The sequence below is a fragment of the Bradyrhizobium sp. USDA 4486 genome (assembly GCF_054057995.1).
Window position 1 is genome coordinate 2,482,411 of record NZ_JBSRZV010000001.1, and the last position, 15,297, is coordinate 2,497,707.

14 protein-coding genes and 1 pseudogene are annotated in these 15,297 nt (G+C 65.6%); 11 read left to right on the top strand and 4 right to left on the bottom strand.

The window, feature by feature from the left end; genetic code table 11:
• Positions 1–25 precede the first annotated feature (25 nt).
• Positions 26–1,258 (top strand): NAD(P)/FAD-dependent oxidoreductase, encoded by a 1,233-nt coding sequence (locus ACVWY3_RS12180; protein ID WP_456838659.1) that lies wholly within the window; start codon positions 26–28, stop codon positions 1,256–1,258.
• Positions 1,259–1,320: 62 nt separating this feature from the next.
• Here ACVWY3_RS12180 and ACVWY3_RS12185 read toward each other — a convergent pair.
• Positions 1,321–1,638, bottom strand: a pseudogene (locus ACVWY3_RS12185) (helix-turn-helix domain-containing protein); the annotation flags it as partial.
• A gap of 103 nt (positions 1,639–1,741) precedes the next feature.
• On the opposite strand from ACVWY3_RS12185, the gene ACVWY3_RS12190 reads away from it, so the two are divergent.
• Positions 1,742–2,626, top strand: a complete 885-nt coding sequence (locus tag ACVWY3_RS12190) for an SDR family oxidoreductase (protein WP_456838660.1) — start codon at positions 1,742–1,744, stop codon at positions 2,624–2,626.
• A 26-nt stretch (positions 2,627–2,652) separates the two neighbouring features.
• Here ACVWY3_RS12190 and ACVWY3_RS12195 read toward each other — a convergent pair whose 3' ends face one another.
• From ACVWY3_RS12195 to ACVWY3_RS12205, 3 genes are all read right to left on the bottom strand, one after another.
• On the bottom strand, positions 2,653–3,987 hold the full coding sequence (locus ACVWY3_RS12195) for a dicarboxylate/amino acid:cation symporter (protein WP_456838661.1): 1,335 nt from the start codon (positions 3,985–3,987) through the stop codon (positions 2,653–2,655).
• 84 nt (positions 3,988–4,071) lie between these two features.
• Positions 4,072–4,629, bottom strand: coding sequence for a biotin transporter BioY (locus tag ACVWY3_RS12200; RefSeq protein ID WP_456843344.1), 558 nt, complete (start codon positions 4,627–4,629; stop codon positions 4,072–4,074).
• Between the two features lie 87 nt (positions 4,630–4,716).
• Entirely contained in the window at positions 4,717–5,904 is a 1,188-nt protein-coding gene (locus ACVWY3_RS12205) for a pyridoxal phosphate-dependent aminotransferase (protein ID WP_456838662.1), read from the bottom strand.
• Between the two features lie 193 nt (positions 5,905–6,097).
• On the opposite strand from ACVWY3_RS12205, the gene ACVWY3_RS12210 reads away from it, so the two are divergent.
• The 9 genes from ACVWY3_RS12210 to ACVWY3_RS12250 all read left to right on the top strand — a co-directional run bounded on the left by ACVWY3_RS12210 (position 6,098) and on the right by ACVWY3_RS12250 (position 15,280).
• Positions 6,098–7,498, top strand: a complete 1,401-nt coding sequence (locus ACVWY3_RS12210; RefSeq protein WP_456838663.1) for a M48 family metalloprotease — start codon at positions 6,098–6,100, stop codon at positions 7,496–7,498.
• Positions 7,499–7,614: 116 nt separating this feature from the next.
• The gene (locus ACVWY3_RS12215; RefSeq protein WP_456838664.1) at positions 7,615–8,382 is read left to right on the top strand and encodes a DsbA family protein; all 768 of its coding nucleotides are present in this window, start codon (positions 7,615–7,617) and stop codon (positions 8,380–8,382) included.
• 213 nt (positions 8,383–8,595) lie between these two features.
• A complete protein-coding gene (locus tag ACVWY3_RS12220) occupies positions 8,596–9,444 on the top strand; it encodes a DUF1236 domain-containing protein (RefSeq protein ID WP_456838665.1) in 849 nt (282 codons plus the stop codon).
• A 231-nt stretch (positions 9,445–9,675) separates the two neighbouring features.
• Positions 9,676–10,143, top strand: a complete 468-nt coding sequence (gene aroQ / locus ACVWY3_RS12225; protein WP_456838666.1) for a type II 3-dehydroquinate dehydratase — start codon at positions 9,676–9,678, stop codon at positions 10,141–10,143.
• Between the two features lie 37 nt (positions 10,144–10,180).
• Positions 10,181–10,678: an acetyl-CoA carboxylase biotin carboxyl carrier protein gene (gene accB, locus ACVWY3_RS12230; protein WP_456838667.1), complete on the top strand. Its 498-nt coding sequence runs from the start codon at positions 10,181–10,183 to the stop codon at positions 10,676–10,678.
• Between the two features lie 82 nt (positions 10,679–10,760).
• Complete coding sequence (gene accC / locus ACVWY3_RS12235; protein WP_456838668.1) at positions 10,761–12,119, top strand: acetyl-CoA carboxylase biotin carboxylase subunit; 1,359 nt, start codon at positions 10,761–10,763, stop codon at positions 12,117–12,119.
• Positions 12,120–12,225: 106 nt separating this feature from the next.
• Positions 12,226–13,743: a sensor histidine kinase gene (locus tag ACVWY3_RS12240; protein WP_456838669.1), complete on the top strand. Its 1,518-nt coding sequence runs from the start codon at positions 12,226–12,228 to the stop codon at positions 13,741–13,743.
• The gene (locus ACVWY3_RS12245; protein ID WP_456838670.1) at positions 13,740–14,180 is read left to right on the top strand and encodes a response regulator; all 441 of its coding nucleotides are present in this window, start codon (positions 13,740–13,742) and stop codon (positions 14,178–14,180) included. Before ACVWY3_RS12240 ends, ACVWY3_RS12245 begins: the two co-directional genes overlap by 4 nt.
• The gene (locus tag ACVWY3_RS12250; protein WP_456838671.1) at positions 14,177–15,280 is read left to right on the top strand and encodes a sensor histidine kinase; all 1,104 of its coding nucleotides are present in this window, start codon (positions 14,177–14,179) and stop codon (positions 15,278–15,280) included. The genes ACVWY3_RS12245 and ACVWY3_RS12250 overlap by 4 nt, the downstream gene beginning before the upstream one ends.
• Positions 15,281–15,297: the final 17 nt, after the last annotated feature.

A 15,297-nucleotide genomic window follows, 5' to 3' on the forward strand; every position in this document is an offset into this window, starting at 1 on the left:
TTTTGATTTGGCGAGGTCAGTGCTGATGCAAAGTGCGATCGTTCTCGGCGGCGGCATGATCGGCGTGAGCGCGGCGCTGCACCTGCGCCAGCGCGGCTGGGCCGTCACGCTCGTGGACCGTAGGGAGCCGGGCCGCGAGACCAGCTACGGCAATGCCGGGATGATCCAGGCCGAAGCGGTGCGGCCCTATCCGATGCCGCGCGACCTTTCCTCGCTGCTCAAGATCGCGACCGGCCGCACCAACGACGTGCGCTACAGCCTGTCCTCGCTTCATCTCCATATCGAACCCCTGCTCCGCTACTGGTGGCATTCGGCGCCGAAGCGGCACCGCGAGGCGATCGAGGCCTGGGCGCGGCTGATCGCCTACGCGACAAGCGAGCACGACATTCTCATTCGCGAAGCGCACGCCGACAATCTGATCCGCCGCGCCGGATACCGGCATCTGCATCGCGACGCGGCCTCGTTCGACCAAGCCGTCAAGGCCGCGGAAGACGACGAGCGCGAGTTCGGCGTGAGGTTCCGCGCGCTCTCCGGCGCCGAGCTCGCCAAGGCCGAACCGATCCTGCGCGACGACCTCCCCGGCGCGATCCATTGGCTCGACACCTGGACCGTGTCCGATCCCGGCGCGCTGGTCACCGCCTATGCCGAGCTGCTCGAGCGCCTCGGCGGCAGCATCGTGCTCGGCGATGCCCAGAGCCTGCAGCAGACCGCAACCGGCTGGTCGGTCAACACCGACAAGGGACCCATCGACGCCCCCCACGCCGTCGTGACGCTCGGACCATGGTCGCCCGATCTGCTCTACAAGTTCGGCTATCGCATTCCGCTGGTGCGCAAGCGCGGCTACCACATGCACTATGCCGGCGGCGCGTCGCTCGATTTGCCGCTCGTCGACAAGGCCGGCGGCTATGCCATGGGGCCGATGGCCAAGGGCATCCGCATCACCACCGGCGCGGAATTGACCGGCATGGATGCGCTGGCAACGCCGGTGCAGCTCGCCAGCGCCGAGGCCTCCGCGCGCGAGCTGATCGATCTCGGCCGGCGCGTCGAGCCCGATCCGTGGTTCGGGACGCGGCCCTGCACGCCCGACATGCTCCCGGTGCTTGGGCAGGCTCCCCGCCATCCCGGCCTCTGGATGAATTTTGGCCACGGCCACCAGGGCTTTACGCTCGGACCCGCGACCGGACGCCTGCTCGCGGAGATCATGAGCGGCGAGATGCCGGCGATCGACCCGACACCGTACCGGCCGGAGCGGTTCTAAAGCATGATCCGGAAAAGTGCGAAGCGGTTTTCCGAAAAGATCATGCTCAACAACAACCTAAAAACGCCATCTGTCGCCTGATAGCGCACCTCGGGCGGACGGCCGAGGCCGAGCAGGAACAGATGCTCGCGCTCGACGTCGGTCAGCATCAGCGCGCGGGCGATCCGGTCGAGAACATCGGCTGACGGCGCACCGCCCCGGCCCTGCTCCAGCCAAGTGTACCAGGTCGGGCTGATATTGGCCCGTTGCGCCACCTCCTCGCGCCTGAGCCCCGGCGTGCGCCTGCGGCTGCCGGAAAAGCCGAAGGCGGCTGCGTCGAGCCTGATACGGCGGTCCTTCAAGTAGGTCCCGAGCAGGTTCTCGCTGGCGCTCTCGCTCATCCTGTTAGCCATTATACCCTGATAATGTCACTACTTTACCTGGATAAGCCTAGCGCAGATGGTCGTCTCCACCAACGGCTCGATTGATCCCTGGAGATACCTCATGCGTGTTTTCGTCACCGGCGCCACCGGCTTTGTCGGCTCCGCCGTCGTTCGCGACCTGATCGCCGCCGGCCACCGCGTCACCGGCCTCGCCCGGACAGATGCAGGCGCAGCCGCCGTCACCGCGATGGGCGCCGAGGTCCATCGCGGCTCGCTGGAGGACCATGCGTCCTTGCGCCGCGGCGCAGCTGCTTCCGACGGCGTGCTTCACCTCGCCTTCAACCACGACTTCTCGAAGTTCACTGAGAATTGCGAGCTCGACCGCCGCGCCATCCTCGCGCTCGGCGAGGAGCTGAAAGGCTCCAACCGCCCACTCATCGTCACCTCGGGCGTGGCGCTGCTCGCGCCCGGACGCCTTGCGACCGAGGACGATGCAGCGGCGCGCCACTTCCCGCGCGTGTCGGAGGCCACCGCCGAAGAGCTCGCCGAACGCGGCGTGCGTGCCGGCATCGTGCGGCTGCCGCCCACCACCCATGGCGAGGGCGACCACGGTTTCGTGCCGCGCCTGATCGCGATCGCGCGCGAGAAAGGCACTGCCGCCTATATCGGCGATGGCAGCAACCGCTGGCCGGCCGCGCACCGCTTCGACGCTGCGCGTGTCTACCGGCTCGCGCTGGAGCACGGCGCATCTGGCGGCCGCTATCATGCGATCGCCGAGGAAGGCGTGCCGTTCAAGGTGATCGCGGAGGTGATCGGCAAGAGGCTCGGCGTGCCCGTGGTCTCGAAGGCGCCGGAGGAAGCGGAAGCGCATTTCGGCTGGTTCGCGCGGTTCGCCGGCGTCGACGTTCCGACCTCCAGCGCGAAGACCCGCGCGACGCTCGGCTGGGAGCCCAAAGAAAAAGGGCTGATCGAGGATCTCGACCAGCCCTATTATTTCAAGATCTAACGGCGCAACGCGCCATTAGATCCGCATCAGTCCGTCGTGACAGCCGTTTCCATGTCGGTCGGATCGATCTGCTGGCTCAGCCGCGCGGTGAGCTTGTCACGGTCGAGCTCGCCTTCCCACCAGGCGACGATCACGCAGGCGACGCCGTTGCCGCACAGATTGGTCAGCGCGCGGCACTCGCTCATGAACTTGTCAATGCCGAGCACGATGGCCATGCCCGGCACGAGGCGCGGATCGACCACCGCGAGCGTCGCCGCGAGGGTGATGAAGCCCGCACCGGTGATGCCGGAAGCGCCCTTCGAGGTCAGCATCGCCACGACCAGGATCGTGAGCTGCTGGCTGAAGGACAGATCGTAGCCGAGCGCCTGGGCGATGAAGAGCGTCGCCAGCGTCATGTAGATGTTGGTGCCGTCGAGGTTGAACGAGTAGCCCGTGGGCACCACGAGACCAACCACCGACTTCGAGCAGCCGAGCCGCTCCAGCTTCTCCATCAAGGACGGCAGCGCGCTTTCCGACGACGAGGTGCCGAGCACGATCAAGAGCTCGTCCTTGATGTAGGCCAGGAACTTGAAAATCGAGAAGCCCGCAAGCCGCGCGATGATGCCCAGCACCACGAACACGAACAGCGCCGCTGTCAGGTAGAACGTCGCAATCAGGCCGACGAGATTGAGGATCGCGCCGGTGCCGAACTTGCCGATGGTGTAGGCCATCGCGCCGAACGCGCCGATGGGAGCTGCACGCATCACGATGGAGATGACGCCGAACACGGCGTGCGCGGCGTCGTCGATGAAGTTGCGGATGGTGTGGCCGCGCTCCCCTAGGCTCATGATGGCGAAGCCGAACAGCACCGAGAACAGCAGCACCTGCAGGATCTCGCCTTGCGCGAAGGCGCCGACCACGGTGTCGGGAATGATGTGCAGGACGAAGTCGACCGACTTCTGCGCCTCGGCCTGCTTGGCGTAGTTGGCGACGGCCTGCGCGTTGGCGGCGGCATTGCCGAAGCCCGCGCCCGGCCTGACGACGTTGCCGACGATGAGGCCGATCACCAGCGCGAAGGTCGAGACCACCTCGAAATAGACCAGCGCCTTGACGCCGATGCGGCCGACCTTCTTGGCGTCCTGGATGTGCGCAATGCCGGACACGACGGTGCAGAAGATGATCGGCGCGATCACCATCTTGATCAGCTTGATGAAGCCGTCGCCCATCGCTTTGATCCACTCATTGGTGGCGAGCGACGGCCACAGCCAGCCGACGATGGCGCCGAGCACGATGGCGATCAGCACCTGGACGTAGAGAACTCTGTACCACGGCTTTGCTGCGGCTGGCGCTGGCGGCGCCGCCGCCATCGTTGTGGTCGTCATCGTTTCACTCCCCCTCAAAAATCAGAGCCAGCCAAGATCAACTTGGCCGGCTCTGTCAATTGGAACTGCTCGGAATGGTGCGCTTTACCCGCGGCGATCGACGAGCCGGCGGGCCGCCGGCATCAGCGCCGCGCCCAGCGTGTTCTTGACCAGCGAGGCCGCGATGAACGGCACGATGCCGACTTGCCAGGCCTTCGCGGCGCCGAGGCCGAGGCCAAAGGCGAGCCAACCGAACCCGGCCGCCAATATGACGATATGACCGACGGCCATGGCCGCGAACAGCAGCACGACGCTGCGATCCCAGCCGCGCTCGGCGAGCCAGCCGGTCATGAAGGCCGCCAGCACGAAGCCGAACAGATAGCCGGCGGTCGGGCCGACCAGCGGTGCGATCCCACCCACGGGACCGGCGAACACCGGCAGCCCCATCGCGCCCTCGGCGAGGTAGGCAACCATGGTTGCGCTGCCAAGGCGCCAGCCATAGGCGGCGCCGATCATCAGCACCACCAGGGTCTGCAACGTCATGGGCACGTAAGGCAGCGGCAGATTCACCTTGGCTGACAGCGCCATCAAGGCGGTGCCGAGCGCGATCAGCACGACGGCGCGCAGTGCGCCGACGCTTTCGCCCGGCCGGGTCGGCCACATCAATGCGGCGAGAGGAGAATGCGTGGCGGCGGTGGGCGCGGAACGGTCAGACAAGTTGCACTCCGGAAGGCTGACGAAAACTGGCGGCTATTTAAGCCAGTGAGCGATCCGGTCAACTGCCTCGCGCATCTCCTCCGGCGAGCGCGCATAGGACAGACGAATGAACGAGCGGCCGTGAACGGGATCGAAATCGAGCCCTGGCGTCGCGGCGACGTTCGCCTGCTCCAGCATTTGCTTGGCGAACTCGAAACTGTCGGAGGTGAAGTCCGAGACGTCGGCATAGAGATAAAATGCACCGTCGGCCGGCAGGAACTTGCGCAAGCCCGCCCTGGGCAATCCCTCGATCAGGATGCGCCGGTTTTCCTGGTAGCCGTGCTTGATCTCCTCCATCTCCGCTGCGCCATCGAAGGCGGCTTCGGCCGCGATCTGCGACAGCGCCGGCACCGAGATCGACAGGTTCTGCTGCAGCCGCTCGATCGGACGCACCAAAATCTCCGGCACGACCATCCAGCCGACGCGCCATCCGGTCATGCAAAAATACTTCGAGAACGAATTGATCACGAGTGCGTGCTCGGACAACGCGGCCGCGGTCACCGCGGGAAACGCGTAGTCGAGCCCATGATAGATCTCGTCGGAGATGAAGCGAATGCCGGCATCCTCCGCCGCGGCGATCAGGCTGGCGAGCGCCTCGCGCGACATCATCGTGCCCGTCGGATTGGCGGGACTGCCGACCAGCACGCCCTTGAGCGGCGCCTTGCGGTGGGCGGCAAGCAGCGCGTCGCCGGTCAGCGCATGGCGCGTCTCGTCCGTGGTCTCGATCAGCACCGGCTCGCAGCCAAGCGCGCTGAGGATGTGGCGATACGGCGGATAGCCGGGCACCGTCACGGCGACACGGTCGCCGGGCTCGAACATCGACAGGAACGCCAGGATGAACCCGCCGGAGGAGCCGGTCGTCACCACGATCCTGTCAGGGCTGACGTCACAGCCATGGACGTCCCGATAGTGCTGCGCGATGCGCGCGCGCAACGAGGGGATGCCGAGCGCCGAGGTATAGTCGATCCGCCCCGCCTCGAGCGCCGCATGGGCGGCCGCAATCGCCGTCTTCGGCGCGCCGGCTGCGGGCTGGCCGACCTCCATGTGGATGACATGCCCGCCTGCGGCCTCGATTCGGGCCGCCGCGGCCATCACGTCCATCACCATGAAGGGGGGAACATCGCTGCGGCGGGAGGGCTCGAGCCACTGGCCCAACCGGTTCCTCAATGTCGCATCGTGCATCGATTTCTGCTATTTCGCTGGCGGACCGGTCCGTCCGGTCCTTCAAAACGGGGCGCTTGCGCCCCAGACTGGCCGCATTGTACGGCTCATAAGGGGTACGGCTCACAAGGGCATATCGCGTATCCGGTCCGCCGCCAATCGCCAAAACCAATCACCAAACTGCTTTGCCAGACCGTTTGACCCAGACCGCCTGATGTTGCTCCAGATCGCATTGCGCAGGAAGGCCTCCGCCCTCACCGCTCTCATCACGGCCGCGGCGATCGCGCTGTTGCCGGTCCCGGCCGCGCATGCACAGGCCAAGGGGCCGCCGGTGCTGCGCGACACCGAGACCGAGCAGCTCTTGCGGGAATATACCCGCCCGATCCTGCGCGTCGCCGGTCTGGAGAAGCAGAACATCCAGATGGTGATCCTCAACGACAGCTCGTTCAATGCCTTCGTCGCCGACGGCCGCCGCATCTTCGTCAATTACGGCGCGATCCTCCAGTCGGAGACGCCGAACCAGATCATCGGCGTGCTCGCGCACGAGACCGGGCATCTGGCGGGGGGCCATCTGTCCAAGCTGCGCGAGCAGCTCGCCGCCGCGCAGACCCAGATGATCATCGCGATGCTGCTCGGCGCCGGCGCGATCGCCGCGGGCAGCACCCGCAGCAGCAGCGCCGGCAATAACGGTCTTGCCAATGCCGGCGCGGCCGCGATCGCCGGGCCGCAGGAGATGATCCGCCGCTCGCTCTTGTCGTACCAGCGCCAGCAGGAGGAGAACGCCGACCGCGCTGGCGTGAAATTCCTGACCGCGACCCAACAGTCGCCGAAGGGCATGTACGAGACCTTCAAGCGCTTCACCAGCGAGAGCCTGTTCGCCGCGCGCGGCGCCGATCCCTACCTCCAGTCGCACCCGATGCCGGCCGAGCGCGTCGCCGCGCTGCAGGAGTTTGCCAGCTCCAGCCCGTATTGGGACAAGAAGGACGATCCCGCGCTCCAGCTCCGCCACGATATGGTGCGCGCCAAGATCTCCGCCTTCATGGAGCGGCCGGAGACGGTGTATCGCCGCTATCCGCAGACCAATGACAGCCTGCCGGCGCGCTATGCCCGCGCCATCAGCACTTATCTGCACGGCGATCTGCGCAGCGCGCTGGCCCAGATCGACGCCCTGATCCAGGTCCAGCCCAACAACCCGTACTTCTACGAGGTGCGCGGCCAGGCCCTGCTGGAGAGCGGCAAGCCGGCCGAGGCGATCGCGCCCCTGCGCAAGGCTGTCGCACTCTCCAACAGTGCGCCCCTCATCGAGATGTTACTTGGGCAGGCTCTGGTTGGAACCGATAATAAGGCCTACACGGACGATGCCGTTCGGATTCTCCGTGCCGCAGTGGCACGGGAGCCCGAGGCGCCGCTCGGCTACACCCAGCTCGCGATGGCCTATGGCCGGAAGGGCGACTATGCCGAGGCCGATCTCGCCTCGGCGCAGGCCGCTTACCTGCGCGGCGACAACAAGACCGCCCGCGAGCTTGCCACGCGCGCGAAAACCCGTTTCGCCGTCGGCACGCCCGGATGGGTCAAGGCCGACGACATCGTGGCATCAAAGCCGCCGCGCAACTAGGTCAAATGCAACTAGTCAAACTCAGTAAGACGACGCCTGCTACCACGACGTCACGACACCAGAATCAGTCCGCCGGGACGTTTTCCGAAACCTGCTTTGGATAAGAGGATTTGCCTATGCCTTCGCTGCGCCTGCTTGCTCCCACGCTGTTTGCGCTCGCCATGTTCGGCGCAGCCGCGCCCGCGTCGGCTGACAGCTTCTCCGATGCCCAGCGCACCGACATCGAGGCAATCATCAAGAACTACCTCGTCACCCATCCCGAGGTGCTCGAGGAGGCCATGACCGAGCTCAGCAAGCGCCAGGCCGATGCCGAAACCAAGAAGCACGAGGCCAGCATCGCGCAGAACTCGGATGCTATCTTCAACTCGCCGCGCCAGGTCGTCCTCGGCAACAAGGACGGCGACGTCACCTTCGTCGAGTTCTTCGACTACAATTGCGGCTACTGCAAGCGCGCCATGGGCGACATGCTCGACCTCATGAAGAGCGATCCGAAGCTGAAGGTCGTGCTGAAGGAGTTTCCGGTACTGAGCCAGGGCTCGGTCGAAGCGGCGCAGGTCGCGGTCGCCGTGCGCATGCAGGATCCCACCGGCAAGAAATATCTCGACTTCCACCAGAAGCTGCTCGGCGGCCGCGGCGCCGCCGACAAGGCGCGCGCCATGCAGGCGGCCAAGGAAGCCGGGCTCGACACCGCGAGGATCGAGAAGGACATGGCCAGCCCCGAGGTGCGCGCCACCATCGAGGAGAATTTCAAGCTCGCCGAGACGATGGGCATGAACGGCACGCCGAGCTACGTGATCGGCAAGCAGATCGTGATCGGCGCCGTCGGCCTCGAGGGCCTCAAGGAGAAGATCGGCGTCGCCCGCTGCGGCAAGGCGACTTGCTGACAAGCCGATCGCGCATCTCACGACCGACGCATGTAGCGAGGCCGGCTGAAAAGCCGGCCTTTTTCGTTGCCCGACGCCGGCGAATCCGGCGCGCGCATTCATCTCTCGTTTAGGAAACAAATACCCCGGAACCGGCGATGTTCCGGAACAACTCAAATCTCCTTTCGTTGTCGGCGCGGGCAATGACGCAAATGGACACGTGAGGAGAATTCGATGTTGAACCGCTTTATGATCTCGGTTGCCGCACTCGCGCTGGTCGCGGGCACCGGTCTGGCGAACGCACAGGATAAGGGCCGCGACACTGGCGGCGCGGGCTCGCAGCAGCAGATGCAGCATTCGCAGCCGTCTGGCGGCGCCGCTGAGCGCGGCTCGATGGGCAAGGAGTCCTCGGGCGCCGAGAAGGGCACCGTCGGCCAGGCCGGCTCCAGCAGCATGAAGTCCGGCACCTCGGCCGAGGAGAAGTCCTCGGGCGCGAGCAAGGACGAACATTCGGGCCGCGAGATGCACAAGAACGCGGCCGAGGACAAGTCCGGCGCCACCAAGGGCCAGCGCTCCGACGAGCACGCCCAGGGTCAGCAGGACAAGTCCAAGAGCATGAGCCAGGACACGAGCAAGTCCGGCGCTCAGAAGGACCAGAAGGCTGAGGGCAGCAAGAGCGGCGCCTCGACCAGCAATGCTGAGAACCAGAAGGGTACCGGCACGGGCACCAACCAGAACGCTCAGGGTCAGGCCGGCACCAGCGCGAACCAGAACGCGCAGGGCCAGACCAGCACAAACACGACCGTCGGCCAGGCCGGTGCGGGAGCCAAGCTCTCGACCGAGCAGCGCACCCAGATCACCTCGGTGATCCGCGAGGAGCACGTGCGTCCGGTGACCAACGTGAACTTCTCGATCTCGGTCGGCACGCGCATTCCGCGCGAGGGCATCGAGCTGCATGCCCTGCCGTCCCGCGTGGTGACGATCTATCCGGAGTGGCGGACCTACAAGTACGTCCTCGTCAAGGATGAGATCGTGATCGTCAATCCGGACACCTACGAGATCGTGGCGGTCCTGAACGCCTGAGACCGGATCACGGCAAGCTCAGGGGGCGGGCAGCAATGCCCGCCCCCTTCGCATTCGGCCGGCAGCCATGGTTCGGGCTGGTTAACAAGCAATTTCCGTAGTTTCCGCACAGGTTTTTGCGCAACGGATGAGGTGCCTGAACCCGCCCCGGAGGTCCTTCAAGGCTTCCCCTCACGCGCTTTGTTACCTATAACCCCGGCCACGCCGAAGCACCTCTTTTCCGGGATTGGAATGGCCGAACCTGCAACCGACACGATCCTCGTCCTGAACGGGCCGAACCTCAACATGCTGGGGACGCGCGAGCCCGAAAAGTATGGCCATGCGACACTGGCCGACGTGGAGGCGCTGTGCCGGGAGACGGCAGCACATTTCGGCCTCGAGGCCGACTGCCGCCAGTCCAACCGCGAAGGCGAGCTGATCGACTTCATCCACGAGGCGCATGCGCGCAAGATGAAGGGCATCATCATCAATGCCGGCGGCTATTCGCACACCTCGATCGCGCTGCACGACGCGCTGCTCGCGGTGCAGATCCCGACGGTCGAAGTGCACGTGACCAACATCCACGCCCGCGAGAGCTTCCGTCACCACTCCTACACCGCGCGCGCGGCCTTCGCTTCGCTGTGCGGTTTCGGCATCGAGGGCTACCGCCTCGCCATCCAGGGCCTTGCCGCCAAGCTCGGCATCAAGCCCAAAGCCTGACGCACCCTCCTCACACAGAACATTCGGATCAAACAACATGGCGCGCCAGCCAGACGACAAAACAGCCGCAAAGTTTTCCAGCGAGGATTCCGCACTCGTCCGCGAGCTCGCGCTTCTGCTCGATGAGACCAGCCTCACCGAGATCGAGATCGAACGCGCGGGCCTGCGCCTGCGCGTCGCCCGCAACATCAGCGTCGCCGCGACCATGCCGATGCCGGTTGCAGCTGCTCCCGCCGCTATGCCGGCAGCCGCGGTTGCCGCCGCGGCGCCTGCTGCTGCCGCAGCTGACTTCTCGAAGCATCCGGGTGCGGTGACCTCGCCGATGGTCGGCACCGCCTATTGGGCGCCGGAGCCGGGCGCCAAGCCGTTCATCGAGGTCGGCAACAAGGTCTCGGTCGGCCAGACCCTGCTGATCATCGAAGCCATGAAGACCATGAACCAGATCCCCTCGCCGCGCGCCGGCACGGTGACGCAGATCCTGGTCGAGGACGGCCAGCCGGTCGAGTACGGCGAGCCGCTGGTCATTATTGAGTGACGCGAACGGAGAATAGCGAAGAGCGAATGGCGTCAGCCTTCCCTACTCGCCATTCGCCACTCGCCATTCGCTGCAGGACAACATGTTCGACAAGATCCTCATAGCCAATCGCGGCGAGATCGCCCTTCGCATCCTCAGGGCCTGCAAGGAGCTCGGGATCGCGACCGTCGCCGTGCACTCCACCGCCGACGCCGATGCGATGCATGTGCGCCTGTCGGACGAGAGCGTCTGCATCGGACCGCCGCCGTCCAAGGACAGCTATCTCAACGTGCCCGCCCTGCTCGCGGCCTGCGAGATCACGGGCGCCGATGCGGTGCATCCCGGCTACGGCTTCCTGTCGGAAAACGCGCGCTTCGCAGAAATCCTTGCCGAGCACAATCTGCAGTTCATCGGCCCCAAGGCCGAACACATCCGCCTGATGGGCGACAAGATCGAGGCCAAGAAGACCGCCAAGCGGCTCGGCATCCCCGTGGTGCCCGGCTCCGACGGTGCGGTTGGCCCAGATGACGATGCGATGGCGATCGCGAAGAAGATCGGCTTTCCGGTGCTGGTCAAGGCCGCCGCCGGCGGCGGCGGGCGCGGCATGAAGGTCGCGCACAGCGAGGCCGACCTGCAGGTCGCGCTGTCCACGGCGGCCAACGAGGCCAAATCCGCCTTCGGCGATGCCTCGGTCTACCTCGAAAAATACCTCCAGAAGCCGCGCCACATCGAGATCCAGATCCTCGGCGACGGTCGCGGCGGCGCGATCCATCTCGGCGAGCGCGACTGCTCGCTGCAACGCCGCCACCAGAAGGTCTGGGAGGAAGGCCCCTCGCCGGTGCTGGCCGCCGCCGCGCGCGCCAAGATCGGCGAGACCTGTGCCAAAGCGATGCGCGAGATGAAATATCTCGGCGTCGGCACCATCGAATTCCTCTACGAGGACGGCGAGTTCTACTTCATCGAGATGAACACCCGCATCCAGGTGGAGCATCCCGTCACCGAAAGCATCACCGATATCGACCTCGTGCTGGAGCAGATACGCATCGCCGCCGGCGGCGACCTGCCCGCGAAGCAGGAAGAGGTGCAGATCATCGGCCACGCCATCGAGTGCCGCATCAACGCCGAGAACCCACAGACCTTCCGGCCCTCGCCGGGACGCATCACGCAATATCACCCGCCCGGCGGGCTCGGCGTGCGGATCGATTCCGCGGTCTACCAGGGTTACCAGATCCCGCCTTATTACGACTCGCTCGTCGGCAAGCTGATCGTCCATGGCAAGACCCGGGCCGAATGCCTGATGCGCCTGCGCCGCGCGCTGGACGAGATGGTCGTGGACGGCATCGAGACCACGTTGCCGCTGTTCCGCGATCTGGTGCGCCAGGACGACATCATCGACGGCGACTACCACATCCACTGGTTGGAACAGTATCTCGCCGGCAAGGCGGAACCGGGCACGAAATAAATCCTCTCTCCCCATGGAACCCATTGGCCCCAATCGCGTTCTGGACGCTGGGGCAGTTCCAAGGGGGCGTTTTGAATCCCACCCAATTTGATCAAGCGAGGACGTCGTGACGGCCGAGGGCCGGCGACGGCGCGCACTCTGGCAGATCCTGCTGTTCGCGGCGGGCCTTCTGGTGCTGACCGTAATCAGTGCCGGCTCCGTCTACCTCGTCAACAAAGCGCGCGACGACGCCAAATGGGTGCTTCACACCATCGAGGCCGAGAACCAGATCAACGCCCTGCTGCTCGAAATCCGGCGCGCCGAAAGCGGCGCTCGCGGCTTTCTCCTGACGCAGGGACCGGATTTCCAGTCGGACCACCAGAACGCCGTCGCAGCGATCATTCCCGCGCTCGACAAGCTGACGCGCCAGATCGGCGACAATCCGGCGCAACGCGAGAACATTGAGAAGCTGCGCGCGGCGATCCAGACCCGGCTCGACCAGTTCTCACGCGAGATGGATTTCGTGAAGCGGGGCCGGCCCGGCGATGCCGTAGCACTTGTCCGCGAGGCCGCTGCCGGCAATACCACGAACACGATCACCAATCTCGCCAACGCGATGATCCGAGAGGAGGAACGGCTGTTCCGGATCCGCAGCGCCAACTCCGACCGGAGCCAGACGCTGGCGGCGTCGATGACCGGCATCGGCTCCGGCCTCGTCGTGCTGCTGGCCCTGGTCTCGACCTGGCTGGTGCGGCGCTCGGCCGGCGCCCGTGACGAGGCCGAAGCGCGCCTTCGCGACACCAACGTCAATCTGGAGGCCGTGGTCGACGAGCGCACAGCCGACCTGCGCGAAGCCAATGACGAGATCCAGCGCTTTGCCTATATCGTCAGCCACGATCTGCGCTCGCCGCTCGTCAACATCATGGGCTTCACCAGCGAGCTCGAAGAGCTCGGCGGCGACATTTTCCGTCGCATCAGCAGCCTCGCCCACGTCCCCGCCGAGGGGCCACCGCGGCCGACCGGCGAGATCGCGCTCGAAGGCCCGGACAAGCAATTGTCGACGGATTTTGCCGAGGCGCTCGGTTTCATCAAATCGTCGATCGCCAAGATGGACCGGCTGATCTCGGCCATTCTCAACCTCACCCGCGAGGGCCGCCGCGAGTTCCAGCCGGAGAAGATCGACACGCGCGCGCTGATCGAGGCGATCGTGTCGACCCTGGCACACCAGGCCGCCGAGGCGCAGGCCGAGATTCATGTCGAGCCCCTGCCCAATCTCGTCAGCGATCGCCTTGCGCTGGAGCAGATATTCTCCAATCTGATCGACAACGCGATCAAGTATTTGAAGACCGGCGTTCCCGGCGAGATCAGAATCCGGGGGCGCACCAAGCTCGGCTACGCTATCTTCGAAATCAGCGATAACGGCCGCGGCATCGACCCCAGGGATCACCAACGGATCTTCGACCTGTTCCGCCGTGCGGGAACCCAGGACAAGCCCGGCCAGGGCATAGGTCTTGCGCATGTGCGTGCACTTGTGCGTCGCCTCGGGGGCACGATGTCGGTATCGTCGGAACTGAACGCGGGCAGCACCTTCACGATCACGCTGCCCGTCACCTGGAATGTCAGGAACCGGAACGCAGATCGATGACCCAGCCTGTCACCATCATCATGATCGAGGACGACGAGGGACACGCCCGGCTGATCGAGCGCAACATCCGCCGCTCCGGGGTCAACAACGAGATCGTCTCGTTCCCGAACGGCACCGACGCAATGAGGCACCTGTTCGGCGCCGACGGAACCGGTCTCGTGCAGAAGGGCAACGCGCTCTTGATCCTGCTCGATCTCAACCTGCCCGACATGACCGGAATCGACATCCTGAAGCAGATCAAGGAGAACAAATATCTGAAGGCCTCGCCCGTGGTGGTGCTGACCACCACCGACGATTCCCAGGAGATCAAGCGCTGCTACGAGCTCGGCTGCAACGTCTACATCACCAAGCCGGTTAATTACGAGAATTTCGCCAATGCCATCCGGCAGCTCGGCCTGTTCTTCTCGGTCATCCAGGTCCCGCCCGCCGCCTCATGAACCAGCGCACGCCAACATTGCTCTATATCGACGACGACGACGCGCTGGCGCGTCTGGTCGATCGCGGCCTGACGCGGCGCGGCTACAAGGTCGTTCATGCCGCAAGCGGCGAGGAAGGCCTCGAGCGCATCCGCCGTGCGGAAACCGAGGGCGGCATCGACGTCGTGGCGCTCGATCAGTACATGCCCGGCCTCGACGGCCTCGAGACGCTCGAGCAGATCATGGCGATACCGGGCGCGCCGCCGGTGGTGTTCGTCACGGCGTCGCAGGATTCCACCATCGCTGTGACCGCGCTGAAGGCGGGCGCGGCCGATTACCTCGTCAAGGACGTCAAGGGCGACTTCATCCCCCTGCTCCACGTCGCGGCCGACGGCGCGCTGCGCCAAGCCGAGATGCAGCGGGCGCGCGAGGAAGCAGAGGCCGAAATCCACGCCTCGCGCGACCGCTATGCCGCGCTCGCCGCCGAGCGCGAGCTGCTGCTCCGCGAGGTCAACCACCGCGTCGGCAATTCGCTCCAGATCATCGCTTCGCTGCTGCACCTCCAGGCGAGCTCCGCCTCGCAGGAAGAGGTCAAGGCGGCGCTGACCAATGCGATGGGCCGCGTCGCCGCGGTCGCGCAGGTGCACCGCCGCCTCTACACCTCGCAGGACCTCAAGAGCGTGGTGCTGAACCAGTACCTGGACTCGCTGCTCGAGGATCTCCGCCGCTCGGCCGAAGGCAACCGGATGTCGCGGCTGACGCTGAAGGCCGAGCCGATCGAGCTCGACCCGGATCGCGCGGTCGCCGTCGGCATCATCGTCAACGAGCTGGTGATGAACGCGGTGAAATACGCCTATCCTGATGGTGCCGGCCCGATCCATGTCGAGCTGAGCTCGAAAGGAGACGATCTGCTGCTCTCGATCAGCGATGACGGCGTCGGCGACAAGGCCAAGGCCGATCCGCGCTCGACCGGCATGGGCCAGCGCATCGTCGCCGCGATGGCCGCCAAGCTGGATGCCTCCGTCGAGCGCGATCCCGCGCATTCCGGAACTCGCATCATGCTGCGGTTCCACCGCGTGCCCGACGCCGCCGGCAAGGCCAGCAGCGCCGCGGCAAGCTGACCCTGCGCGCCACCCAT